Source organism: Curtobacterium sp. MCLR17_051, from assembly GCF_003234395.1.
Lineage (GTDB): Bacteria > Actinomycetota > Actinomycetes > Actinomycetales > Microbacteriaceae > Curtobacterium > Curtobacterium flaccumfaciens.
This window is the reverse complement of sequence record NZ_QKTA01000002.1, coordinates 149,557-173,614: the sequence shown is the minus strand read 5'-3', so window position 1 is coordinate 173,614 and position 24,058 is coordinate 149,557. Positions and strand designations below refer to the sequence as shown.

The following is a 24,058-nucleotide window of genomic DNA, read 5'->3' as shown; positions in this document are numbered from 1 at the left end:
TCACTCGCCCTTGTCCTGGTACTTGCCGTCGAAGGCGGCCTGGTCGACGTGGATCGTCATGTTCACCGTGTACGTGCCCGTCGTCGGGTCGAGCGTGACCGAGTTCGCGGTCGCGTCGACGAAGCCCTTGAGTCCCTTGACGGCATCGAGCCACGACGGAACGGACGGCAGCGTCGGGCTCTGCGCGTCGATGGTCAGGGTCGCGACACGCTGCCCCTGGAGCGGAGTGTCGGCCTGCGCGTAGGTCTCCAGCGGCGTGGCCGAGTCGATCGCGACGCCGGTGATCTCGACTCCCGCCGGGAGCGATGCCTTCAGCGAAGCGAGGTACGGCTGCCAGGCGATCTCCGTGGCCCCGCCGACCGACTGCGCGGCTTCACGCAGCGCAGTACCGGCCTCCGTGTCCCGGACCTCGCGGTAGTTCGCCTGCTGCTGCAGGAGCGACAGGGTCTCGTCCTGCGCGTGGGTCAGGTCGTCGTGGGCCTGGCTGGACAGGAGGCTGGCTCCGGCGGTCGCGATCCCGACCACGATCGCCACGAGGACGACGCCCGCCCACATCCGACGGACGACACGGCTGCTGCGTCGGTCGGCGAGGACCTCGGTGGGCAGGAGGTCGACGCTGGGGCGGCCCCCGACGACGATCTCGCTGGGGGTGGTCCGACGCTGGCGCTTGACGCGCTCCGCGGTCTCGGCGGCGACGCGCAGTGCGGGGTCGGGCGCCGCTCCTCGGCGGCGACTCCGTCCAGAGCGCGAGGGCTTCGACTTGGTCGACTGGCTCATGCTGCCTTGCCTCCCGCGGCGAGTCCCCATGCCACGGCGATCGATGCGCCGTGCGCGTGCAGGTCCTCGACGCGGATGGACCTCGCGAGCGCGACGTTCGCGAACGGTGCCCCGAACCGGACGGGCGTCCGGGTGAACTCCGAGAGTGCTGCGGCGAAACCGGGGAGCGCAGCTGCAGCGCCGCAGAGCAGGATCTCGCCGACGGGCTCGGCAGGGTGGGTGTTGACGAAGTAGTTGACGGTGTTGCGGAGACTCGAGAGCAGTTCGCCCATCGTCTCGCGGACCGCCGCGACCGCGAGCGCGTCGTCGCCGGTCCGCGCCCGCTCCGGATCCATGCCCAGGTGGCGCTTGACGGCTTCGGCCGCTCCCTCGTCGATCGTCAGCCGACCGGCGAGGAGCCGCGTGATGTCGTCGCCGCCGGTCGGCACGATGCGGACGAACTTCGGGACGCCGTCGGTGACGATGACGACGGTCGTCGTGTTGCCGCCACACTCGACGATGGCCACGGTGCCCGACCGGTTCGCCGGCGCGAGGACACGTGCCAGGGCGAACGGGATGAGGTCGACACCGACCGGCTTGAGCCCGGCGTTCTGGACCGCGCGGACGTTGGCGAGCACGGCGTCCTTCACGGCGGCGACGAGGAGACCGCTCACGGTGGGGCCGTTCTCCCCCGTCTCCTCGCTGGTCGGGTAGAAGTCGAGGATGGCGTCGCCCACGGGCACCGGGAGCATGTCCTGCACCTGGAAGGGCAACGATTCGCGGATCTGCGCGATGGGGGCTTTCGGGACCGTCAGGTCGCGCGACAGCACCCGCTGGTTGCCCATGCCGAGCACGACGTCCTTCGAGCGGAAGCGCCCGAGCGACCAGAGCTGTCGGAGCGCACCCGCGACGGTGTTCGGCTCGAGCACCTCCCCCTGCTTCGTCGCGCCCGGGGGCACGGGCACCTCGGCGAACCGCAGGATCGTCGGTCTCGGCTTGTCGGCGTCCTGGACCTCGACAGCACGGATCGCGGCGGCGCCGATGTCGACGCCCACGATGCTCTTCGACATGGGTGGTCCTTCCGTGACCGTCTTCGGGTCGGTCTGGTGGGTCAGCGCGCGGCGAGGCGTCAGGCGAGTCCGAGGAGGCGCAGGTAGCCGTCCCATGCGGGGGCACCGACGGCGATGCCGAGCCAGGCACCCGCGAGCATCCAGGGACCGAACGGGATCCCGCTGCGACGGCCCGCCCGGCGCACGACCAGGAGGACGACTGCGAAGGTACCTCCGAGCAGGAACGCCGCGAAAGAACCCACTGCGAGGGGTCCCCATCCGAGGTACGCCAGCACGAGGCCGAGCACGCCGGCGAGCTTCACGTCGCCGAGCCCCATCCCGCCGGGTACCGCCAGCGCGAGCACGAGGTAGACGCCGCCGAGGACGACCAGGCCGATGAGCCCCCGGAGCGCGGCGCCCCAGTCGCCGGACGCCGCCGACGCAGCCAGCAGGAGCACGGGCAGCACGATGTAGGCCGGCAGCACGATCCGGTTCGGCAACGTGTGGGTGTCGAGGTCGATGAGCGTCAACGAGATGCTGATCGCCATCAGGTACAGGAGCGCGACGAGCAGGACCGCTCCGTGGATCGATCCGGAGACGCCGTCCGGTGCCACCAGCGGCGACCACGGTGCGAGGACCGAGAGCAGCGTCACCGCGACGAACAGGAGGCCCGTGGCGGCTTCGACGAGCGGGTACCGGGCCGAGATGGGCGCGCCGCAGTCACGGCACCGGGCGCGCAGGACGATCCAGGAGACGACGGGCACGTTGTCGCGACCTCGGATCGCATGACCGCATCCGGGGCACGAGCTGGCCGGCGCGACGACGGACATGCCCGCGGGCACCCGGTACACGACGACGTTCAGGAACGACCCGATCGCGAGACCGAGCACGCCGACCAGCGCGGCGACGAGGGGCGCCACCGAGGCGAAGGAAGCCACGGTCACTTCCCCGTCGGGGTGCCGTCGGCGCGGAAGGCCGTGGCCGACTCGGTCTCGGTCGTCACGCCGTACGTGGTCGAGACCGGCTGCAGGAACTTGGGCGGGGCCGAGGACTTGAGTCTGCTGTCGTACGAGTACGCCTTCGCGTACCCCGTCAGCAGGCCGTTGCCGTACGAGGTGCGGACCGAGCCGCGGAACTGCTGGGCGATCGATCCGTAGATCGTGAGGATGCCGAGGTTCGACCCGTACTGGCTGTTCTGGACGTTGAACGTGCCGAGGTTGCTGGCGATGGCTGCGTCGATCTCGATGTTCTTGGTCGGCGCCGTGTTCGTCGAGTAGGAGCTGCTGCCCGTGTTGCACACCGTGTTCGACCAGCCGGAGTAGCTCGAGCACGACACGGGGTTGTAGACGGAGACCGCCTTCTGCCCGACGAGCCCGAGCATGTCGTCGGAGGTCCGGCCGTTCTGGTAGACGATGTTTCCGGTCACGTACAGGAAGTTCTCCGCGGCGAGGGTCATCTGTCCGCCGAAGGATCCGGACACGAAGGCATCACCGCTGCGGCACCCGTAGTACCCGGCATCCCCGCGCGTTCCGGTGAACTCGCCGTTGAGCGGGTACCCCAGGCCGTTGCCGTAGTCCGAACTCGTCGAGGTCCCCGACTTGACCGTCTGCTGGCAGTAGACCGGCGAACCCGCGTTCACGGTCCCGTTGACCGTGCCGGACGGTGTGGCGCTGGACGCCCAGTAGTTCGGGTCACCGACCGTCGACGGCACGCTCTGCACGTAGACCAGGTTCGCGGGCAGCGTGGGGACGACGGCACCGGTTCCCCGGAGAGCAGCGACTGAGCCGCACAGGGCGTCGTTCCCCGGGCCCGGTGCGATGGCGCTGCCGTTGGCGTTGCCCTTGACCTGTGTGGAGATGGTCCACGGTGAGACCACGCGCATCTTGCCCCCGGCGAGGAACGTGATGGACGTCGGACCGGTGTACAGGCACCCGGGCTTCGCCACCTTCTCGGGGATGTCGGTCCGTGCCTCCTGCTTCATGTTCGCGTTGGTGCTCGGCATGGGGAGCGTCCCGACGTTCTTGATCCTCCCGCTGATGAACTTCGTGGACGAGCGGCAGGCGGAGTCGATGGTCGTCGCCTTGCTCGTGTAGAAGAAGTCGGCGGGCCCCGTGTCCTGCACGCTCGAGTTGAACGTCGCTCCGCAGGCGGTGATGACATCGTTCGACCGGACCGGCCCGTCGAGGACGTCACCGCTGGCGAACGTGACGGCTTCACAGCTGCTGCTGGAGCTCCAGTCGTCGTCGTTGCGGTGGTTCGAGACGCAGCCGGCGTTCGTCAGGCTCGGGTCCTGGGACTCGTAGTTCGTGAAGTACAGGTAGTTGACGAAGCCGTCGCCGCGGAGGTCCACGACGATGGTCCTCGTCGTGGCACCGGCCTTCCCCGTCACGCGCAGGCGGACCTTGCCGGTCGTCGAGTAGTCGGAGTTGTCGACCTCGTACCGGTAGGACTGGTCGGTGCTCCCGACCACGTTCGCCCACGAGCCGTCCTTCGCGGTGCCGAAGGCCTTGTTCGCCGGATCTGCCGTGTACGTGCTCGTCGACGAGAACGCGGTGCGCACGCCGTACTTGACGTAGGCGTTGTCGGCTGCCAGGCGGCCCTGGTAGTCGGAGAGACCCGCGTACGCGGCCGCGATCGCCTTGTTGTAGTTCGTGTCGGTCGTCGCTTTCGTCGCACCGCTCGTCGCGGTGGCGACGACGAGGGACAGCACGATCATGAGCACCGCACCGATCCCGATGACGGCCGCGAGGGCGACCCCGCGTTCGTCGTCTCGGGCACGCAGGCCTCGGAGGATCCGGATGAGCATCATGACTCCGTGGCTGCGCCGTAGTCGAGGTTGCGCAGGTTGATGGTGGCCTGGAACGTGCTGTCGTTGACGGTCACGCCGCCCGTCGACCCCACGGTCAGCGCCACGCGGACGGACCGGATCGTGTCGTAGGTGGCATTCGCCGGCGCGGACACGGGACCGTCGTCCGCGTTGACGTAGGAGAAGAGCGTGCCTGCCCGGACCACGTCGGCGAGCCACAGCGTCCGGGTGGCACCGGTGAACGTGCAGTACCCGCCGGCCGGGCAGTCGCCCCGCTGCAGCTGCATGCGCAGCCGGTTCGACACGACGTCGACCGTCACCTTGGTGAGCCCGGCCCGTGCACTCGACAGGTCGACACCCGAGTAGAACTGCACGCTCCTGCCAGTGGCGCTCACGAACGCCGGCGCACTGACCGTCTTGCTCACCTGCCACCGCGAGGCCTCACGCAGGTACCGGCTGAGCTGCGTCATCGACGTGGTGCCCTGTCGGGTGCTGTCGTTGACCGAGGACACCGTGCGCTGCGCCTTCGAGATCGACACGAAGAAGCTCCCGACCAGGGTGAGCAGCAGCGACGTCACGAGCATGGCGACGAGGAGCTCCACGAGCGTGATCCCGCGTTGATCGACTCGCAGACGACGGAGGAGCGCGCGCATCAGCTGGCCGGCCTCGGGTCGACGAGGACGACGCCACCGGTGACGGCACCGTTGCTGACCATCGCGGTGTTGGTGGCGGTGAGCGCGAGCGGCGTCGTCGCCGCGCCCGCAGTGCCGCCCGTGAACAGCTTCCAGGTTCCCCACGGCAGGGCGATCGTCATGCTGTCGGACGTCGGCTTCGGGAAGCTCAGGGTCATCCCCTTCGCGCAGCCGGGATCGCCGTTCACGGCTGTGGTGGTCTTCGCGGTGATGAAGAGCGCCTTGTCCGGCTTGGCGAGCGTGATCGCGCCCATGCTGATCGGGATCGGCCCGGTCGCGTCCTTGAACTCCGTCGCCGTCCCCTTCTTGCCTGCCTTGTTGGCGGTCGTCCAGGCGCCTGGTTCCGGGCCGAGGCAGGTCGCTGCGGCGTCGGACGACACGTCAGCGGAGTACAACCCGGCCACCGCCTGGTACCCCGAGGGGAACGGGAACAGGGCCGCGCTCGTCGGGGCGGGGTCCAACACGGTCGTGCCCGACGTCCCGTTGGTGATCGACAAGGGCAGGTTCGTCGGCAGGATCGCGGACGAGGCCGGCGAGGTCACGTACTTGAACGAGTAGGTCGTCACCTTGTCGAACGTGAAGGCGGCGGCACCGGAGCTCCCGACCGACACCGTCACCGACTGCGACGACGGACTCGGCTGTTGGGTCGAGTCGATGTACCCGGTGCGGGCGACCGACACCTTGTAGGTCCCCGGCGCGACGCCGGCCACGTAGGTGCAGCCCTCCGCGTCCGTCGCCGGGAACGTGACCCCGGCGGGGCCACCGCTCACGGTCGGCACGATCCCGGAGACGCCGATCCCGTTCGCGTTCGTCACGCCGACGAGGATCGAGCCCGTGGTGTCCGAGTTGATGTTCGTGAGTGGAGCGATGGCGCTCGACATCTCGACCTGCTGGGTCCCGGACGCTGCAGCGCTGGTCTTCCACCGCACCGTGACCGTCACGGCCTTGTACGACAGGCTGCCGTCGCCCGTGCCGCAGGCGGTGGCCGCGCCGGACGACCGGGTCCACGACACCTTCCGGGTCAGGTCGAAGACCTGATTGCCGACCTGCTTGGTGGCGGTGCCGCTCTTCACGTTGAAGATGCTCGGGGTGTCCCGGAGGTCGTCGATGTCCTCCATCGCGATCGTCGATGCGACCTCGCGCGCACGGGTGTCCTTCGACAGCACCAGTGAGGCAGCGATGCCGGCGGCGATCCCGGCGGCGATCAGGGCGAAGATCGTCATCGCGACCATCACTTCGATGATCGTGAAGCCGTCCTCGTTGTCCCGTGCGGAACGCAGTCGCTCGGCGATGCGCGAGATCATGGCGTCCCTTCTTGCTGCAGTGGTCGTTCCGATGCTCGTGTGGACGCCGGCCTCGACGAGGCGGCGCCCACACGGTTCACAGCGAGTGTCAGCAGGTACCGGCCTTCACGCCGTCGGTCTCGTTGGCGACGAAGGTCTTGTTGGTCGAGCTCGTGCCCTGGATGCAGAAACCGTCGGTGGTCTTCTTGTACGTGATGGCGGTGGTGTTCGAGCTCTTGGTCGCCCCGGCGTTCTTGTAGTCCGTGGTGGTCAGGTCGGCAGTGTCCGGGAAGGCGCCGGTGCCGGACGTCGCGATGCTCACCACGGCGGTCTTCGCGTTGGTGACGTCCGACTTGACTGCCGAGTCCTTCGCGTTGTTCTGCACGCCGATGTACACCGGGATGGCGATCGCGGCGAGGATGCCGATGATGATGACGACGACGAGTAGCTCGATGAGCGTGAAGCCCTTCTCGCCGTCCTTCAGGAGACCCTTGCGGCGAGCGTCGAGCTTGCCCATGAGAGCGAAGTACATGGTTGTTTCCATTCTGCGGGGAATGTCGGGGAAATGAGTTCGGGGCTTGCTCGGCCGCCGCAGATCAGCGTATTGGGGGCACATCGAGCGGCCAATCCCGAGAACGGGGGCCATGCTGGGCACAAAACACCCCCAGTGCGGGGGAGGGTCGATATCGACAATGCCCCCGCATGGGGGTGGAATGACTAGGAAGCGTTCTGCACGACGTTGGTGATCTGGAAGATCGGCATGTAGAGCGCGATGATCATCCCGCCCACCACAACGCCAAGGAACGCGATGAGCAGCGGCTCGATCAGCGAGGTGAGGGCGTCGGTGGTCGCCTCGACCTCGGCGTCGTAGAACACCGCGATCTTCTCGAGCATGATCTCGAGGGAACCGGCGTCTTCACCGACCGCGACCATCTGCGTCACCATTGCCGGGAAAACCGATTGTGCGGCGAGCGGCACCGCGATTGATTCACCTTTCCGCACGGCCTCTGCGACATTGTCGAGCGCGCGCTTCACGACGAAGTTGTTCGACACTTCCCCGACGATCCGCAATGCCTGCAGAATGGGAACACCGGCGCCGATCATGTTCGAGAAGTTGCGAGCGAACCGAGCAATGACGATCTTCTTCTGCAGCGGGCCGAAGACCGGCAGTTTCAGGGTGATCGGATCGATGAACGCTCGGACGCGTTCGGTGTTCTTGTTCGCTCGCCACCAGAGCCACGCCAGCACGACGACGATCGCGAGCGGGATCGCGACGTACCGCATGGCGTGTGACAGCGTCACGAGGATCTGCGTCGGCAGCGGGAGCGTGCCGCCGAGCGACGAGAACATGTCCTGGAAGATCGGGACGATGAAGATGAGCATGATGGCGACCGCCACCAGCGACATCACGAGCACGACCACCGGGTAGGTCATCGCCGACTTGATCGTCGAGCGGAGCTTGTGCTCCTTCTCGAAGTTCGTCGCGATGGAGTCCATGGCCTGGTCGAGGAACCCGCCGGTCTCCCCCGCACGGATCATGTTGATCATGATCGGCGGGAAGTCGACCGGGTACTTCGCGACGGCGTCGGAGAAGGAGACGCCGCGCTCGACGTCGTCGCGGACCTTGCCGAGGATGTCCTTGAGCTTCTTGTTCTCGGTCTGGTCGGACAGGATCGTCAGGGTCCGGAGGAGCGAGAGCCCCGAGGTGAGCATCGTCGAGGCCTGCCGCGACATGATCGCGAGGTCCTTGAGGCCGACGCCCTTCTCGAACCCGGGGATCTTGATTTCGGTCTGGAGCCCGGTGCCGGCCTTCGCCTCGGTGATGGCGATCGGTGAGACGCCCATCCCCCGGAGACGCTGGACGACGGCCCCCTCGGACGCGGCGTCGAGGCGGCCCTTGACGAGCTTGCCGGCGCCGTCACGCCCGCGGTAGTCGAACGCGAGTGACATCAGTAGCCTCCGGAGAACTTGTCGCCGAAGTCGATGCCGCTGGCGGCGATCGCGGCGGCCGAGGAGTCGGACGGGGACTCGACGCGCTGGACGAGCCGGTCGAAGCCCTCTTCGTCGTGCACCTTCTCCATCGCGGCCTTGCGCGAGATGGTGCCGACGTTGACCAGTTCGGCGAGGTCCTGGTCCATGGTGTGCATGCCGAGGTCACGGCCGGCCTGCATGGCGGAGGTGATCTGGTAGGTCTTGCCCTCGCGGATGAGGTTGCCGATGGCCGGGGTGATCGTCATGATCTCGGTGGCGACGACGCGGCCGACGCCGTTGGCCTTCGGGACGAGGGTCTGGCAGACGACGCCCTGCAGGGTGGCCGCGAGCTGGGTGCGGATCTGCCCCTGCTGGTGCGGTGGGAAGACGTCGATGACGCGGTCGATCGTGCCGGGTGCGCTCTGCGTGTGCAGGGTGGCGAACACCAGGTGGCCGGTCTCGGCGGCGGTGAGTGCGACGGAGATGGTCTCGAGGTCGCGGAGCTCACCGATCAGGATGACGTCGGGGTCCTGCCGCAGCACGTGCTTGAGCGCGGAGGCGAAGGAGTGGGTGTCGGCGCCGACCTCGCGCTGGTTGATGATCGACCGCTTGTGGTCGTGCATGAACTCGATCGGGTCCTCGACCGTGACGATGTGGTCGGCACGGCTCTCGTTGACCAGGTCGATGAGCGCCGCGAGGGTGGTCGACTTGCCCGAGCCGGTCGGGCCGGTGACGAGGACCAGGCCACGGGGCAGGCCGGCGAAGTCACCGACGTGCGCGGGGATGCCGAGCTGCTTGAGCGTCTTGATCCTGGTGGGGATGATGCGGAACGCGGCGCCCCAGTTGCCGCGCTGCTGGTAGTAGTTCACGCGGAAGCGGTACTCCGGCGACAGCGAGTACGCGAAGTCGAGCTCCTGGTCGTGGTCGAACTGCCCGGCCTGTTCGACGGACAGCAGCGTCTTGAGTGCCGCGATGACCTTGCCACGCGACCACGCGCCTCCGGGCACGGCCGGCCGGAGTGAGCCGTCGACGCGGACGGTGGGCGGGGCGTCGGCCGTGACGTGCAGGTCGGAGGCCCCCTGGTAGACGACCTGTGCGAGTGCGGTGATGAGGTCGGGGTCGGCGACCTCGCGTGCGTGCCGGGCGAAGTCGATGTCACCGGCCGAGGCCGCGGCGGGTGCCGGAGCAGGTGCCGGCGGTGCGGCGTGGTGCGCGCCGCTGTAGGCGATGGCCGGCAGCTGCTGGGTCGCCGGCTCGGCGTACCCGTAGGTGGCGGTCGACGACGGCACCGCGGCGGGCGGCGTCGCCGGAGCGGTGGCGGACTGCGCCACGGGCGCAGCGACCGGACCACCCACGGGACCGGCAACGGGGCTGGCCACGGCCGTGCCGGTGGGCGCGGGCCACACCGCCGAGTCGTCCGTCAGGTCGTAGACCTGCTCGGGCGGGGTAGCGGCTGCCGCGGCCAGACGCGCGGCACGGCGGGAGCCGACCTCGGCGCCCGGGGTGCCGGGGTGCCATCCGGCGACGGGCTCGTCGCCGGGCATGGTGATGTCGTACACGGAGTCGGTCATCTGCTCGTCCTGTTCCCCGGTCACGCGACGACGCGCAGGATCTCGTCGACGCTCGTCATGCCGAGCTTGACCTTCTCGAAGCCGTCCTGGCGGAGCGTGAGCATGCCCTGCTGCTGGGCGACGCGACTGATCTCCGCGCTCGAGGCGCGACCCACGGCGAGCCGCTCGATCTCCTCGGTCACGGTCATGACCTCGTGCAGGGCGATGCGGCCGCGGTACCCGGTGTTCGAGCAGACGGCGCAGCCGACCGGGGCGAAGAACGCGGGCATCTCGTCGCCGGGGGCCAGGAACCCGAGCGCCCGGAGCTGCTCGATCTCGTACACGGCGGGCGCCTTGCACCGGTCGCACAGCCGGCGGGCGAGTCGCTGGGCGACGACGGAGTCGAGGGCGGACCCGACCAGGAACGGCTCGATGTCCATCTCGGTCAGGCGGGTCACGGCCGACGGGGCGTCGTTGGTGTGCAGGGTCGAGAGCACGAGGTGCCCGGTCAGCGACGCCTCGATCGCGATCTGGGCGGTCTCGTGGTCGCGGATCTCACCGAGCAGCACGACGTCGGGGTCGGAGCGGAGGATCGAGCGGAGCGCGGAGGCGAACGTCAGGCCGGCCTTCGGGTTGACCTGCACCTGGTTGATGCCGGCCATCCGGTACTCGACCGGGTCCTCCACCGTGATGACGTTGATCTCGGGCTTCGCCACGGCGTTGAGGGTCGTGTACAGCGTCGTCGACTTGCCCGAACCGGTGGGACCGGTGACCAGGATCATGCCGTACGGCTTCGAGTAGGACCGCTGGTACGCCTGGAAGTTCTGCTCGAGGAGGTTGAGGTCCTTGAGGGTCAGCGAGGTGTTCGTGTTGTCGAGGATCCGCATGACGACCTTCTCGCCCCACACGGTGGGCAGCGTCGCGACACGGAGGTCGATCTGCCGGCCGCCGTGCCGCACGGACATGCGGCCGTCCTGCGGCTTGCGACGCTCGGCGATGTCGATGTCGCTCATGATCTTCAGGCGGCTGATCACGCCGTTCTGGATGTTCTTCGGCGCCGGCGCCATCTCGTGCAGCACGCCGTCGATGCGGTACCGGATCCGGACCTCGTGCTCGCCGGGCTCGATGTGGATGTCGGACGCGTGGTCCTGGATGGCCTGCGACACGAGCAGGTTCACGAACCGGACGATCGGGACGTCGTCGAGGGCGCCGTCGGCGATGTCGATCTGCGCCTTCGAGGTCGTCGATGCTTCTTCTTCCAGCGACGACGTCAGGTCGTTCAGCTCGTCGTCGGCGCGCAGGTACCGGTCGAGGGCAGCGACGAGGTCACGCTCCTCGACCTGCAGCGGCTTGATCGCGCGACCAGACGCCGTCCGGGCGTCGTCGATGGCGAGCACGTTCGTGGGGTTCACCATCGCGAGGATGAGCAGGTCGCCCTCGAACCCGACGCCGAGCACACCGTGGCGCCGGCACAGGGCCGCCGGCAGGATCGACACCGCGGTGCCGTCGACGGGGTAGTCGCTCAGCGGGACGGTGCGTGAGTTGTTCGACGCGGCCCGGGCGGTGATGAACTGGGCCTCGCTCACGACGCCCTGGTCGACCAGGCCACGGATGGCGCGCTCGTCGAGGTCCTCGTCACCCGTCATCGCATCGAGGTGCTCGATGGGCAGGGCGCCGTTCAGGATGAGGATCTCGGACAGGGTCGCCATGAGTCCCGTGCCTCCTTGGACTCGCGCACGGCGAGACGTCGTCGGGTGATGCGCCACCAGGGATGTGGCGCCCGACCACGCTACTTCTGGGGCCCTCGCCGACCGCAGTCCCAGAAAGAGGGGGCGGAGGGGGTCCGGCTGCACCCAGAACTGGGGTCCACGACCGGTTCGGCCCCGGTCCGGGGGACGCCTGGGCCGGTTCGCGGTGGCCGTCGGAGGGTGCATGTCCGCCAGCCTCCCGGACCCCGCACGGCTGCCGGAGTCCTGGCGAGCGGTCCGTGGAGAACGTCGGTGTCACACGGGGGTGTGGAGGAACGAGGTCGTCGTCCGACGCGGGCCGGACAGCGCGGCGCCGCGGAATCCCTCTCGACGCGCGCCCCCACCCGGGCACATGATGAGACATGGACATCACGAGCGTGACCGTGGGGTTGCCCGTCAGCGACATCGAGGCGTCCTGCCTCTGGTACGGCGCGGTCTTCGAGCGCACCGAGCCGGACCTCGAGCCCGAGGACGGCGTCGCCGAGTACGAGGTCGGCGGCATCTGGATCCAGCTCTACGTCGACGAGCAGGCCGAGGAGAACCCGGTCAGCGTCCGCTTCGGCGTCGACGACGTCGCCGCGCAGCACGCACGCATCGGCGCGCTCGGCATCGACGTCGGCCCCGTCGAGTGCGTCGACGGGGCGGTCGACTGGTTCGACGTCCGCGACCCCGACGGCAACGTGCTGAGCCTGTTCTCGCTGGTCGACGAGACCGGACGCGGTTCCGGCCGCGACAACGGCGCGGGCCGCGCGCTCTAGCCGCGACCCCACGGCGGACGGGAGGCCCGTGGCGGCCCCGCACCGCGCCTCCAGGCCGTCACGTGGTGACGACACGACGAAGGCCCCGCCTCCTTGCGGAGACGGGGCCTTCGTGGGATCACGTCAGGCTCAGTTGTACGTGCCCGGCGTGAAGTCGTCCGACGAGAAGCTGTCGAAGTCGACGAAGCTCAGGTCGGCGTCCGAGAACGACGAGTCGTCAGCGAAGATGCGGTTGGGGTACCGCTCCGCCTTCGCCTCTTCGGTCGCGTTCACGTCCACGTCACGGTACCGGCTGAGGCCCGTCCCGGCGGGGATGAGCTTACCGATGATGACGTTCTCCTTGAGGCCGACGAGGTGGTCCTGCTTCCCCTCCATGGCCGCCTGCGTGAGCACGCGGGTGGTCTCCTGGAAGGAAGCGGCGGACAGCCACGACTCGGTCGCGAGGGACGCCTTCGTGATGCCCATGACCTCCTGGCGAGCCGAGGCGGTCTTGCGACCCTCCTGCAGCGCCGCACGGTTCAGCGCGTTGTAGCGCGACCGGTCGACGAGCTCACCCGGCAGCAGGTCGGTGTCGCCGTGGTCGACGACGGTGACCTTGCGGAGCATCTGGCGGACGATGACCTCGATGTGCTTGTCGTGGATCGGCACACCCTGCGAGCCGTAGACGTCCTGCACACCGTTGACCAGGTGCTTCTGGACCTCTCGGACACCCTTGACCCGGAGGACTTCCTTCGGGTCGACGGTGCCGGCGATGAACTGCTCGCCGAGCTCGACGTGCTGGTTGTCCTCGATGAGGAGCGTCGCACGCTTGAGCACCGGGTAGATGAACGGCTCGTCGCCGTTGTCCGGCGTGAGGATGATCCGACGACCCTTGTCCGTGTCCTCGACCACGACGCGGCCGGGGGCCTCGGCGATCGGGGACGCGCCCTTGGGGGTACGCGCCTCGAAGAGCTCCGTGACACGCGGCAGACCCTGGGTGATGTCGTCGGCCGAGGCCGAACCACCCGTGTGGAAGGTACGCATCGTCAGCTGGGTACCGGGCTCACCGATGGACTGCGCGGCGATGATGCCGACTGCCTCACCGATGTCGACCAGGTTGCCGGTGGCGAGCGAACGGCCGTAGCACTTCGCGCAGACACCGACGGCCGACTCGCAGGTCAGGACCGAGCGCACCTTGATGCTCTCGACACCGGCTGCCAGCAGCTTCTCGAGGAGCACGTCACCGACGTCCTCGCGAGCCTCTGCCACGACCGTGCCCTGTGCGTCCAAGGCCTCGGTGGCCAGGGTGCGGGAGTACACGGTGTTCTCGACGCGCGGGTCGCGGACGAGCTTGCCGTCGGCGTCCACGGTCGCGATCGGCAGCTCGAGGCCACGCGTCGTGCCGCAGTCGTCCTCGCGGATGATGACGTCCTGCGAGACGTCCACGAGACGACGGGTGAGGTACCCGGAGTCCGCGGTACGGAGCGCGGTGTCGGCAAGACCCTTACGAGCACCGTGGGTGGCGATGAAGTACTCCGCCACGGTCAGGCCCTCGCGGTACGAGTTGATGATCGGGCGGGCGATGATCTCGCCCTTCGGGTTGTTCACCAGACCACGCATACCGGCGATGTTGCGGACCTGGAGCCAGTTACCACGAGCACCGGACGACACCATGCGGTTGATGGTGTTGTCGACCGGGAAGTTGTCGCGCATCTCCTGCGCGATCTCGTTCGTGGCCTCGGTCCAGATCTTGATCAGGTCGGCGCGACGCTCGGAGTCGGTGATCAGACCCTTGTCGAACTCGCCCTGCACCTTGGCGGCCTGGATCTCGTAGCCCGCGATGATCTCCTTCTTGCGAGGAGGCGTCACGACGTCCGACAGGGCGACGGTCACACCGGAGCGGGTGCCCCAGTAGAAGCCGGCGTCCTTGATCCGGTCCAGCGCAGCGGCCGTCTCGGTCTTGGAGTAGCGCTCGGCGAGGTCGTTGACGATCGCGGAGAGCACGCCCTTGTCGGTGACCTTCTGGACGAACGGGTAGTTCGCCGGGAGGGTCTCGTTGAAGAGCGCACGGCCCAGGGTCGTCTCGAGCAGCACGGTGTCGCCCTGCTCGTAGCCCTCGGGAGCTTCACCCTCGGCGAAGTGGACACCCGTCATGCGGATCTTCGCCATCGCGTTGAGGTGCAGCGTGTGCTGGTCGTTGGCCAGGATCGCCTCGGCGACCGAGGAGAACGCGCGGCCTTCACCGACGGCGCCCTCGCGGACGGTCGTCAGGTGGTGCAGACCGATGATCATGTCCTGTGCGGGCAGGGTCACCGGACGGCCGTCGGACGGCTTCAGGATGTTGTTCGAGGCGAGCATCAGGATGCGGGCCTCGGCCTGGGCCTCGACCGACAGCGGCAGGTGCACGGCCATCTGGTCACCGTCGAAGTCCGCGTTGAACGCAGCACACACGAGCGGGTGGAGCTGGATGGCCTTGCCCTCGACGAGCTGCGGCTCGAACGCCTGGATGCCCAGACGGTGCAGCGTCGGCGCACGGTTCAGCAGGACGGGGCGCTCGCGGATGATCTCCTCGAGCACGTCCCACACCTGCGGACGCGAACGCTCGACCATGCGCTTGGCCGACTTGATGTTCTGCGCGTGCGACAGGTCGATGAGGCGCTTGATCACGAACGGCTTGAAGAGCTCGAGCGCCATCTGCTTGGGCAGACCGCACTGGTGCAGCTTCAGCTGCGGGCCGACGATGATGACCGAACGGCCCGAGTAGTCGACGCGCTTGCCGAGCAGGTTCTGGCGGAAACGACCCTGCTTGCCCTTGAGCATGTCGCTCAGGGACTTCAGGGCGCGGTTGCCGGTACCCGTGACCGGACGACCACGACGACCGTTGTCGAACAGCGCGTCAACGGCTTCCTGCAGCATGCGCTTCTCGTTGTTCACGATGATCTCGGGGGCACCGAGGTCGAGCAGGCGGCGGAGACGGTTGTTGCGGTTGATCACACGACGGTAGAGGTCGTTGAGGTCCGACGTGGCGAAACGGCCACCGTCGAGCTGCACCATCGGGCGCAGCTCCGGCGGGATGACCGGCACGACGCCGAGCACCATCGCGGCCGGCGAGTTGCCGGTGGCGAGGAAGGAGCTGACGACGCGCAGACGCTTGATCGCGCGGATCTTCTTCTGGCCCTTGCCCTCGGCGATCTGCAGACGCAGTGCCTCGGCCTCGGCGGCCAGGTCGAACGCCTCGAGCCGGAGCTTGATCGCCTCGGCGCCCATGTAGGCGTCGAAGTAGATCCCGAACCGGTCCTGGAGCTCGTGGAAGACGGCGTCCTCGGGCTTGAGGTCGCCCACCTTGAGGTTGCGGAAGTCCTCCCACACACGCTCGAGACGGGTGATGTCCTCGTCGAACGACTTGCGGACCTGGGACATCTCCTTCTCGGCGGTGTCCTTGGTGCGGCGCTTGACGTCGGCCTTCGCACCCTCTTCCTCAAGGGCTGCGAGGTCGTCCTCGAGCTTCTTGAGGCGGTCAGCGATGATCGAGTCGCGCTGGCCCTCGAGGGTCTTGATCTCGAGACGCATCTCGTTCTCGAGACCCGGCATGTCCGCGTGACGGCCCTCTTCATCGATGTCGATGATCATGTACGCCGCGAAGTAGATGACCTTCTCGAGGTCCTTCGGCGCCATGTCGAGGAGGTACCCGAGGCGCGACGGGACGCCCTTGAAGTACCAGATGTGCGTGACGGGGGCAGCGAGCTCGATGTGGCCCATGCGCTCACGACGGACCGAGGACTTGGTGACCTCGACGCCGCAGCGCTCGCAGACGATGCCCTTGAACCGGACACGCTTGTACTTGCCGCAGGCGCACTCCCAGTCGCGGGAAGGACCGAAGATCTGCTCGCCGAACAGACCGTCCTTCTCGGGCTTCAGGGTGCGGTAGTTGATGGTCTCCGGCTTCTTGACCTCGCCGTACGACCACTGACGGATGTCCTCGGCGGTCGCGAGGCCGATCCGAATGGCGTCAAAGGAAGTTGCTTCGAGCAATGTTCTTCTCTCTTGCTGATTCAGGCTTCGATGTACGGGCGGGATCAGATGTCGTCGACGGAGGACGACTCGAACCGCGAGGAGATGTTGATGCCCAGCTCCTCCGCAGCGCGGAAGACCTCGTCATCGTTGTCGCGCAGGCTGACCGCCTGGCCGTCGGCCGAGAGGACCTCGACGTTCAGGCAGAGCGACTGCATCTCCTTCATGAGGACCTTGAAGGACTCGGGGATGCCGGGTTCCTGGATGTTCTCGCCCTTGACGATCGCCTCGTAGACCTTCACGCGGCCGAGGATGTCGTCGGACTTGATCGTCAGGAGCTCCTGGAGGGCGTAGGCGGCGCCGTACGCTTCGAGCGCCCACACCTCCATCTCACCGAATCGCTGTCCACCGAACTGCGCCTTACCACCCAGCGGCTGCTGCGTGATCATCGAGTACGGACCGGTCGAACGCGCGTGGATCTTGTCGTCGACCAGGTGGTGCAGCTTGAGGATGTACATGTAGCCGACCGAGACGGGCTCCGGGAACGGCTCGCCGGAGCGGCCGTCGAAGAGCTGCGCCTTGCCGGACGAGCCGATCAAGCGCTCACCGTCGCGGTTCGGGAGGGTCGAGTCGAGGAGGCCCTCGATCTCGCGCTCGTACGCACCGTCGAACACCGGGGTGGCGACCTTGGTGCCGGGCTCGGCGCTGTGCGCTGCCTCCGGCAGGTTCTCGGCCCAGTCCTGGATGCCCTCGACGTTCCAGCCCTGCTTGGCGAGCCACCCGAGGTGGATCTCGAGCACCTGGCCGAAGTTCATGCGGCCGGGGACGCCGAGCGGGTTGAGGACGATGTCGACGGGGGTGCCGTCGGCGAGGAACGGCATGTCCTCGACCGGGAGGATGGTCGAGATGACGCCCTTGTTGCCGTGACGACCGGCGAGCTTGTCACCCGCGGTGATCTTGCGCTTCTGGGCGATGTAGACGACCACGCGCTGGTTGACACCAGAGCCGAGTTCGTCGTCACCGTCCTGCGAGTCGAACACCTTGACGCCGATGATCGTGCCCTCTTCACCGTGGGGCACCTTGAGCGAGGTGTCGCGGACTTCGCGCGACTTCTCGTTGAAGATGGCCCGGAGCAGACGCTCCTCGGCGCTCAGCTCGGTCTCGCCCTTCGGCGTGACCTTGCCGACGAGGATGTCGCCGGGGCGGACCTCGGCACCGATGCGGATGATGCCGCGCTCGTCGAGGTCGGCCAGCAGGTCCGGGCTGACGTTGGGGAGGTCACGGGTGATCTCCTCCTTGCCGAGCTTGGTGTCGCGGGCGTCGACCTCGTACTCCTCGATGTGGATCGAGGAGAGCGTGTCGTCCTTGATGAGGTTCTGCGACAGGATCATCGCGTCCTCGTAGTTGTAGCCCTCCCACGGCATGAACGCGACGAGGAGGTTCTTGCCGAGCGCGAGCTCGCCGTTCTCCGTCGCGGGACCGTCGGCGATGACCTCGCCCTGCTCCACGCGCTCGCCTGCGGAGACGATGACCCGGTGGTTGTAGCTCGTGCCCTGGTTGGAGCGGTCGAACTTGCGCAGGTAGTAGGTCTGCGTGCCGCCCTCGTCGAGCTGCAGGGTGACGGCGTCGGCCGAGACCTCGGAGACGACACCGGCCTTGTCGGCGGTGACGACGTCGCCGGCGTCGATGGCCGTGTAGCCCTCCATACCGGTACCGACGAGCGGCGACTCGGAACGGAGCAGCGGGACGGCCTGACGCTGCATGTTCGCACCCATGAGGGCGCGGTTCGCGTCGTCGTGCTCGAGGAACGGGATGAGCGACGTCGCGACCGACACCATCTGGCGCGGGGAGACGTCCATGTAGTCGACCTCGTCCTTGGCGACGAGTTCGACCTCGCCACCCTTCTTGCGGACGAGCACCTTGTCATCGGCGAAGTGGAAGTCGTTCGTCAGCGGGGCGTTGGCCTGCGCGACGACGAAGTCGTCCTCTTCCGAAGCGGTGAGGTAGTCGATGGTCTTCGTGACCTCGCCGTTGACGACGCGACGGTACGGGGTCTCGATGAAGCCGAAGGAGTTGATCCGACCGAAGGACGCGAGCGAACCGATCAGGCCGATGTTCGGGCCTTCCGGGGTCTCGATCGGGCACATGCGGCCGTAGTGCGACGGGTGGACGTCACGGACCTCGACGCCGGCACGCTCACGGGACAGACCACCCGGGCCGAGGGCCGAGAGACGACGCTTGTGCGTCAGGCCCGCGAGCGGGTTGTTCTGGTCCATGAACTGCGACAGCTGGGACGTTCCGAAGAACTCCTTGATCGCGGCGACGACCGGACGCACGTTGATGAGCGTCTGGGGCGTGATCGCCTCGATGTCCTGCGTGGTCATGCGCTCGCGGACGACGCGCTCCATGCGGGACAGACCCGTGCGGACCTGGTTCTGGATGAGCTCGCCGACGGCGCGGATGCGACGGTTGCCGAAGTGGTCGATGTCGTCCACGTCGAGGCGCAGCTGCACCGGCTCGCCGTCACGGACGCCGTCGATCGTGGTGCGCTCGGCGTGCAGCGACACCAGGTACTTGATCGTCGCGACGATGTCCTTGACGGTGAGCACCGAGTCGGACAGCGGGGAGTCCATGCCGAGCTTGCGGTTGACCTTGTAGCGGCCGACCTTCGCCAGGTCGTAGCGCTTCGGGTTGAAGTAGAAGTTGTCGAGGAGCGCACGCGCGGCCTCGGCAGCGACCTGCTCGCCGGGACGGAGCTTGCGGTAGATGTCCTTGAGCGCCTCTTCCTTCGTGAGGACGGCGTCCTTCTCGAGGGTCGACTCGATCGACGCGAAGCCCTGGAACTCGTCCATGATCTCTTCGCTCGTCAGGCCGAGGGCCTTGAGGAAGACGGTCACGGACTGCTTGCGCTTGCGGTCGATGCGCACGCCCACCTGGTCGCGCTTGTCGATCTCGAACTCGAGCCAGGCACCACGCGACGGGATGATCCGCGCCGAGTAGATGTCCTTGTCGGAGGTCTTCTCCTGCTGGCGCTCGAAGTACACGCCGGGCGAACGGACGAGCTGCGACACGACGACGCGCTCGGTGCCGTTGATGATGAACGTGCCGCGTTCGGTCATGAGCGGGAAGTCGCCCATGAAGACCGTCTGCGTCTTGATCTCACCCGTCATGTGGTTCATGAACTCGGCGTTGACGTACAGCGGAGCGGCGTAGGTCTTGCCGCGCTCCTTGCAGTCGTCGATCGAGTACTTCGGGTCTTCGAGCTCCGGCGCGGTGAACGAGAGCTGCATGGTCTCGCCGAGGTCCTCGATCGGGGAGATCTCCTCGAAGATCTCCTCGAGCCCCGAGTGCAGCGCGAGGTCGGTACGACCCTGCTCCTGCCCTTCGGCGAGGCGGGCCTTCCAGACGTCGTTGCCGACGAGCCAGTCGAAGCTCTCCGTCTGGAGTGCGAGCAGATCAGGAACCGTGAGGGTGTCCGTGATCTTGGCGAACGAGAGTCGCGAGTGGTTGCGACCGTTCTTGGGGTTGGTGGATGCGTTGGGCGCAGCAGCCAAGGGTGTGACCTCCGGTAGGCCCCGTCGGGCCGACACTGACGAGCAGTGTGTAGGTGAGTGGATTGATCGCTCGGCGAACCCTGAGATGCAAGCCCTGCGACCACGCCGACGCGTGCCTGACGCGGAACGTCGGTGCACGTGTGGGATGATCTCCGTGAGCGGTACCCGCCGCCATATACGGGTCCGGCTGCACCAGGGCGAGATGAGTTTCTGTCTCAGAACTCTGCGTCGACCGCAATATGACGACACGGATGCCAGGGAGCGCGAACTGTCATCATAGTTCGCTCCGTGGCGCGCTGTCCAGTCCCGGCTTGACCGGATTCGGCAGTGGCGTGTATAAGCCGCCACACGCCGCTTCCATTCCCCTGCTCAGCCGGGTCCCGCTCAGCCGAGGTCCCTGCTCAGCCGAGCCCCTGATCAACCGAGACGCTCGCGCTCGACGCGCTCCGCGCCTCCCGGCCCGCCCGGCAGTCCGGCCAGCGCACGGAACGCGTCCTCCGGTCGACGCGTGCGGACGAACGTGACCCGGCCCCGGTCGTCCGTGAGCTCGATCCCGAGTCCCGGCGTCAGGATGAGCGCACGCACGCCGCGACGGATCCGCAGGCCGACACCGCCGTAGGTGGCCGCGTCCGCCTCGACCAGGCGGACGTCGGTGATCCGCCGGCGCGGGATGCGCCGCGGCGGGAGCGGACGGAAGTGCAGGGTCACGTGCCGCTCGGTGACGGTGAACCCGGCACGCGCGAGCAGGAGCAGCGCCCCGAGGGCGACGGCGAGCAGGGCCGGCACCAGCAGCGCGACCTCCGGTGCGTCCCCGGGCCAGCCGAGCACGGCGGCGGACAGGCCGGCGCCGCCGAGGAGCAGCGCCGTGCCGACGACCCGCATCCAGGTCGGTGCCGTCTCGCGGTCGGCGTGGAACGGCAGAGAGGCGCGGAACGGCAGGGCGGCGCTGGACGGACGGGCGGCACGGGACGGCCGGGAGGCCCGGATCACCCGGGTGGGTCGGCTCCCGGACCGGCGCGTGTCCGGGGTGGCGAGGCGTGCGGTGGGCACGCTCATGGTGTCGGCGGTCATGACGGAGGTCTCCTGCGGCGGATCAGCAGTGGTGCACTCGTCATCGGGTGCGGTGCGTTCGACGGCCAGCGCGCGCGGGTGGCCGGAGGGGTGGCGCGCAGCAGCACGCCGACGGCGCGCACGCTCGAGCGGTGGGGGCGCTCACGGGCACGTCGTGGTCACGGTGTCCGGGCGGACGCGTGGAGTGTGGGGCACACACGCATCGACGCTCTGGCGTCGTGACGACAGGCGTCAACGGTACGCAACGAGTCTTGGCGTCCGCTGGTCGTCCATGTGTACGCATTCACGTGTCCGCAGTGCGTCGCCCGGGGACGACGGGGTGCTGCGGGTGGTCAGCGCAGGACGCGGGCGACGGCCTCGGCGCGCGTCCGGACCCCGAGCTTCGCGAACACCTGGTTCACGTACGACTTCACGGTGGGCACCGTCAGGAACAGTTCGGCGGCGATCTGCGGGTTCGTCCGGCCGTCCGCGATCCGCTCGAGGACGTCCACTTCGCGCGGGGTGAGGTCCGGGAACCGAGCACCGAGCGACGGAACGGGATCGGGTGACGCAGGCGCCGCGGAACCAGCAGCGACACCGGCACCTGCACCGGCACCACCGGCGAGGCGCGCCACCAGCCGCGCCCCCACGGTCGCGTCGAAGGTCGACTGCCCGGCGGCCACCGCACGCACCGCGGTCGCGATCTCCGCCCGTCCGGCGTCCTTCGTCAAGTAGCCGCGGGCTCCCGCCCGCAGCGCGGTGGTGATGGAGTCGTCGTCGGCGTAGGTCGTCAGCACCAGGACCGCGACCCCGGGGTGCTCGGCGACGATCCGCGCGGTGGCGGTCGGCCCGTCGACCCCCGGCATCCGCAGGTCCATCAGGACGACGTCGGGCACGTGCCGGTCGACGGCGGCGATCGCCTCGGCGCCGTCGGCCGCCTGCCCGACGACCTGCAGGTCGGGCACGAGCGACAGCACCGTCACCAGGCCGTCGCGGACGATGGCCTGGTCGTCGACCACGAGCACCCGGATGGTCACGAGCGGTCGTCCTCCGCGGCGACCGCAGCGTCCGCAGTGTCCGCGTCGCGCGTGCCGTCGACGGGCAGGTGCATGGCGACGACGAACTCGTCGTCGGAACGCTCGGCCTCCACCGTGGCCTCGCTGCCGAGTTCCGCGAACCGTTCGCGCATCCCGAGCACCCCCTGCCCGCCGCTCGGCAGCGGGTTGGCCACGACGACGTCCACGGCGTCGCCGTCCCGGATCACGGACAGGGACACGGGGCGGCCGGGAGCGTGCCTGCGGGCGTTGCTGAGGGCCTCCCGGACGACCTGGACCACGGCGGCACGGTGGGCGTCGTCGAGGACCGCGAGGGTCGCGTCACCCTGCACGACGACCTCGCCGCCGAACGAGCGGTGCGCGTCGAGCAGGGCCGTCAGGCCCGACGCGTGGTCGGCGGACGGACTGGAGGCACGGGTCGGCTCCGGCTGGCCGGGCTGCGGTTCGTCGCGGAGCGCGTGCACCGCACGCCGCGCCTCGGCCAGGCCGTCCACGGCCAGCGCGCGGGCCTCGCCGGCTCGGCGGGTGGCCTCGTCGACGCGGCCGGCCTCGAGCAGGGCCTCGACCGCGTCGAGCTGCAGGACCAGTCCGCCGAGCGAGTGGGCGAGGACGTCGTGGATGTCCCGGGACGCCCGCGACCGGTCGGCGAGGAGCCGTGCGCGCTGCTGCTGCTGCTCGGTCTCGCGAGCCTGCGCCGTCGTGATCCGGACCTGCCGACGACTGAAGCCGACGAGCACGCCGAGCAGCAGCCCGCCGCTCACGCCGAGGACGAACTGCACCGACGTCTGCTCGAGCGTCGCGGTGACGGCCACCACCACGACGGCGGCGAGCGCGGCGACCGCGGCCGTCCAGACCGGCAGACGCAGGTCTGCTCCGAGGATGACGAGCCCGACGATCACCGGGACCACCAGCAGCGAGTCGGTCGGCACCACGGTGAGCGATCCGGCGGCGATCATCACGCCGGCTGCGGCGACGAGGACGCGGGGCGTGCGTGCCCCTTCGCGGACGGCCCAGGCGGCGAGCGCCACGGCCCCGACGGCCCAGACCCACGCGGGGTGGTGGAGCAGGAGGCCGTTCCGCACGAACCAGAAGGCGACCACGGCGATCCCGACGGCGTTGAGTCCCCAGGAGAGCACCGAGGCGGACCGGACCCCGGCGGGGTCGGTCCGGTCCGGGTCGGTCGGCAGGCTCACCGCACCATCATGCCGCGGCGGGCGGCCGCCGACCGGTCGCCGCCGCGGGGGATGCGCTGGTCGACGACCAGGGCACGGGCTGCGCGGTTCAGGGCGAGCACGAGCAGGATCGTGCCGGTCGAGGTGAGCAGGTGCGCACCGAGGTGGCCGCCGAGGACGTCGAGTCCGACGCGGGCGGCGATCAGGACGAGCCAGAGCGCGGCGCCGAGCCACCCGGTGCGGGACTGCAGCGTGCGGCCCTTGTCGTCCGGCGTCGTGACCGTGCGGAACCGGGTCATGGCCCCCATCGCGAGGCCGACGGCGACGGTGAGCAGGGCCTCGAGGCCGAGGAACACGACGTCGGTGGTGGTGACGGTCGCCGTGGTCTGTGCGAGGACGACCACGCCGACGATCGCCATCACGAGCGGTCCCCGCCAGATGCGCGCCGGGTCGAGGGACCGCCAGGTCGCCTGCCGGTACGCCAGGAGGCCGACGAGGGCGAGGCCGATGAGCACGTTCGCGAGGAGCTGGACCGACATGGTGTGCCTTTCGAGGTGGTCCGGCGGAGTGTTCCGACCGGTGACATCAGCCTCGTTCCGGGCGCTCCGCGGGCACACCAACCAG

At 68.7% G+C, this 24,058-nt stretch carries 17 protein-coding genes; 1 reads left to right on the top strand and 16 read right to left on the bottom strand.

All coding sequences use genetic code 11. The features are described from left to right. The 10 genes from DEJ06_RS03865 to DEJ06_RS03820 all read right to left on the bottom strand — a co-directional run bounded on the left by DEJ06_RS03865 (position 1) and on the right by DEJ06_RS03820 (position 11,816). Positions 1-777, bottom strand: a complete 777-nt coding sequence (locus DEJ06_RS03865; RefSeq protein ID WP_111038485.1) for a hypothetical protein — start codon at positions 775-777, stop codon at positions 1-3. Continuing rightward, the gene (pilM, locus tag DEJ06_RS03860) at positions 774-1,826 is read right to left on the bottom strand and encodes a type IV pilus assembly protein PilM (RefSeq protein WP_111038484.1); all 1,053 of its coding nucleotides are present in this window, start codon (positions 1,824-1,826) and stop codon (positions 774-776) included. The genes DEJ06_RS03865 and pilM overlap by 4 nt, the downstream gene beginning before the upstream one ends. A 59-nt stretch (positions 1,827-1,885) precedes the next feature. Then, positions 1,886-2,749 carry a prepilin peptidase gene (locus DEJ06_RS03855; protein ID WP_375537717.1) on the bottom strand — a complete coding sequence of 288 codons (864 nt, stop codon included), beginning with the start codon at positions 2,747-2,749 and terminating at the stop codon, positions 1,886-1,888. Then, on the bottom strand, positions 2,746-4,614 hold the full coding sequence (locus tag DEJ06_RS03850) for a hypothetical protein (protein ID WP_111038483.1): 1,869 nt from the start codon (positions 4,612-4,614) through the stop codon (positions 2,746-2,748). Before DEJ06_RS03850 ends, DEJ06_RS03855 begins: the two co-directional genes overlap by 4 nt. Next, a complete protein-coding gene (locus tag DEJ06_RS03845) occupies positions 4,611-5,264 on the bottom strand; it encodes a PilW family protein (RefSeq protein ID WP_111038482.1) in 654 nt (217 codons plus the stop codon). Before DEJ06_RS03845 ends, DEJ06_RS03850 begins: the two co-directional genes overlap by 4 nt. After that, positions 5,264-6,607, bottom strand: coding sequence for a prepilin-type N-terminal cleavage/methylation domain-containing protein (locus tag DEJ06_RS03840; protein WP_111038481.1), 1,344 nt, complete (start codon positions 6,605-6,607; stop codon positions 5,264-5,266). Before DEJ06_RS03840 ends, DEJ06_RS03845 begins: the two co-directional genes overlap by 1 nt. Before the next feature lie 88 nt (positions 6,608-6,695). Next, entirely contained in the window at positions 6,696-7,118 is a 423-nt protein-coding gene (locus DEJ06_RS18665) for a type II secretion system protein (RefSeq protein ID WP_276542140.1), read from the bottom strand. 185 nt (positions 7,119-7,303) lie between these two features. Beyond that, the gene (locus DEJ06_RS03830; RefSeq protein ID WP_111023277.1) at positions 7,304-8,536 is read right to left on the bottom strand and encodes a type II secretion system F family protein; all 1,233 of its coding nucleotides are present in this window, start codon (positions 8,534-8,536) and stop codon (positions 7,304-7,306) included. Next, positions 8,536-10,152, bottom strand: a complete 1,617-nt coding sequence (locus DEJ06_RS03825; RefSeq protein ID WP_309147286.1) for a type IV pilus twitching motility protein PilT — start codon at positions 10,150-10,152, stop codon at positions 8,536-8,538. Before DEJ06_RS03825 ends, DEJ06_RS03830 begins: the two co-directional genes overlap by 1 nt. After that, positions 10,149-11,816 (bottom strand): GspE/PulE family protein, encoded by a 1,668-nt coding sequence (locus DEJ06_RS03820; protein ID WP_111023276.1) that lies wholly within the window; start codon positions 11,814-11,816, stop codon positions 10,149-10,151. The genes DEJ06_RS03825 and DEJ06_RS03820 overlap by 4 nt, the downstream gene beginning before the upstream one ends. Positions 11,817-12,217: 401 nt before the next feature. Between DEJ06_RS03820 and DEJ06_RS03815 the strand changes: the two genes are divergently transcribed. Further along, positions 12,218-12,613, top strand: coding sequence for a VOC family protein (locus tag DEJ06_RS03815; protein WP_111038480.1), 396 nt, complete (start codon positions 12,218-12,220; stop codon positions 12,611-12,613). 129 nt (positions 12,614-12,742) lie between these two features. Here DEJ06_RS03815 and rpoC read toward each other — a convergent pair whose 3' ends face one another. From rpoC to DEJ06_RS03785, 6 genes are all read right to left on the bottom strand, one after another. Beyond that, positions 12,743-16,624 carry a DNA-directed RNA polymerase subunit beta' gene (rpoC, locus tag DEJ06_RS03810; RefSeq protein ID WP_111038479.1) on the bottom strand — a complete coding sequence of 1,294 codons (3,882 nt, stop codon included), beginning with the start codon at positions 16,622-16,624 and terminating at the stop codon, positions 12,743-12,745. A gap of 44 nt (positions 16,625-16,668) precedes the next feature. Further along, complete coding sequence (gene rpoB, locus DEJ06_RS03805; protein ID WP_111038478.1) at positions 16,669-20,157, bottom strand: DNA-directed RNA polymerase subunit beta; 3,489 nt, start codon at positions 20,155-20,157, stop codon at positions 16,669-16,671. Between the two features lie 417 nt (positions 20,158-20,574). Further along, positions 20,575-21,228, bottom strand: a complete 654-nt coding sequence (locus DEJ06_RS03800) for a hypothetical protein (RefSeq protein ID WP_111038477.1) — start codon at positions 21,226-21,228, stop codon at positions 20,575-20,577. Between the two features lie 332 nt (positions 21,229-21,560). Further along, entirely contained in the window at positions 21,561-22,244 is a 684-nt protein-coding gene (locus DEJ06_RS03795; RefSeq protein WP_111038476.1) for a response regulator transcription factor, read from the bottom strand. Then, entirely contained in the window at positions 22,241-23,455 is a 1,215-nt protein-coding gene (locus DEJ06_RS03790; protein WP_111038475.1) for a sensor histidine kinase, read from the bottom strand. Before DEJ06_RS03790 ends, DEJ06_RS03795 begins: the two co-directional genes overlap by 4 nt. Continuing rightward, the gene (locus DEJ06_RS03785) at positions 23,452-23,973 is read right to left on the bottom strand and encodes a hypothetical protein (protein ID WP_111038474.1); all 522 of its coding nucleotides are present in this window, start codon (positions 23,971-23,973) and stop codon (positions 23,452-23,454) included. The genes DEJ06_RS03790 and DEJ06_RS03785 overlap by 4 nt, the downstream gene beginning before the upstream one ends. Between the last annotated feature and the right edge of the window lie 85 nt (positions 23,974-24,058).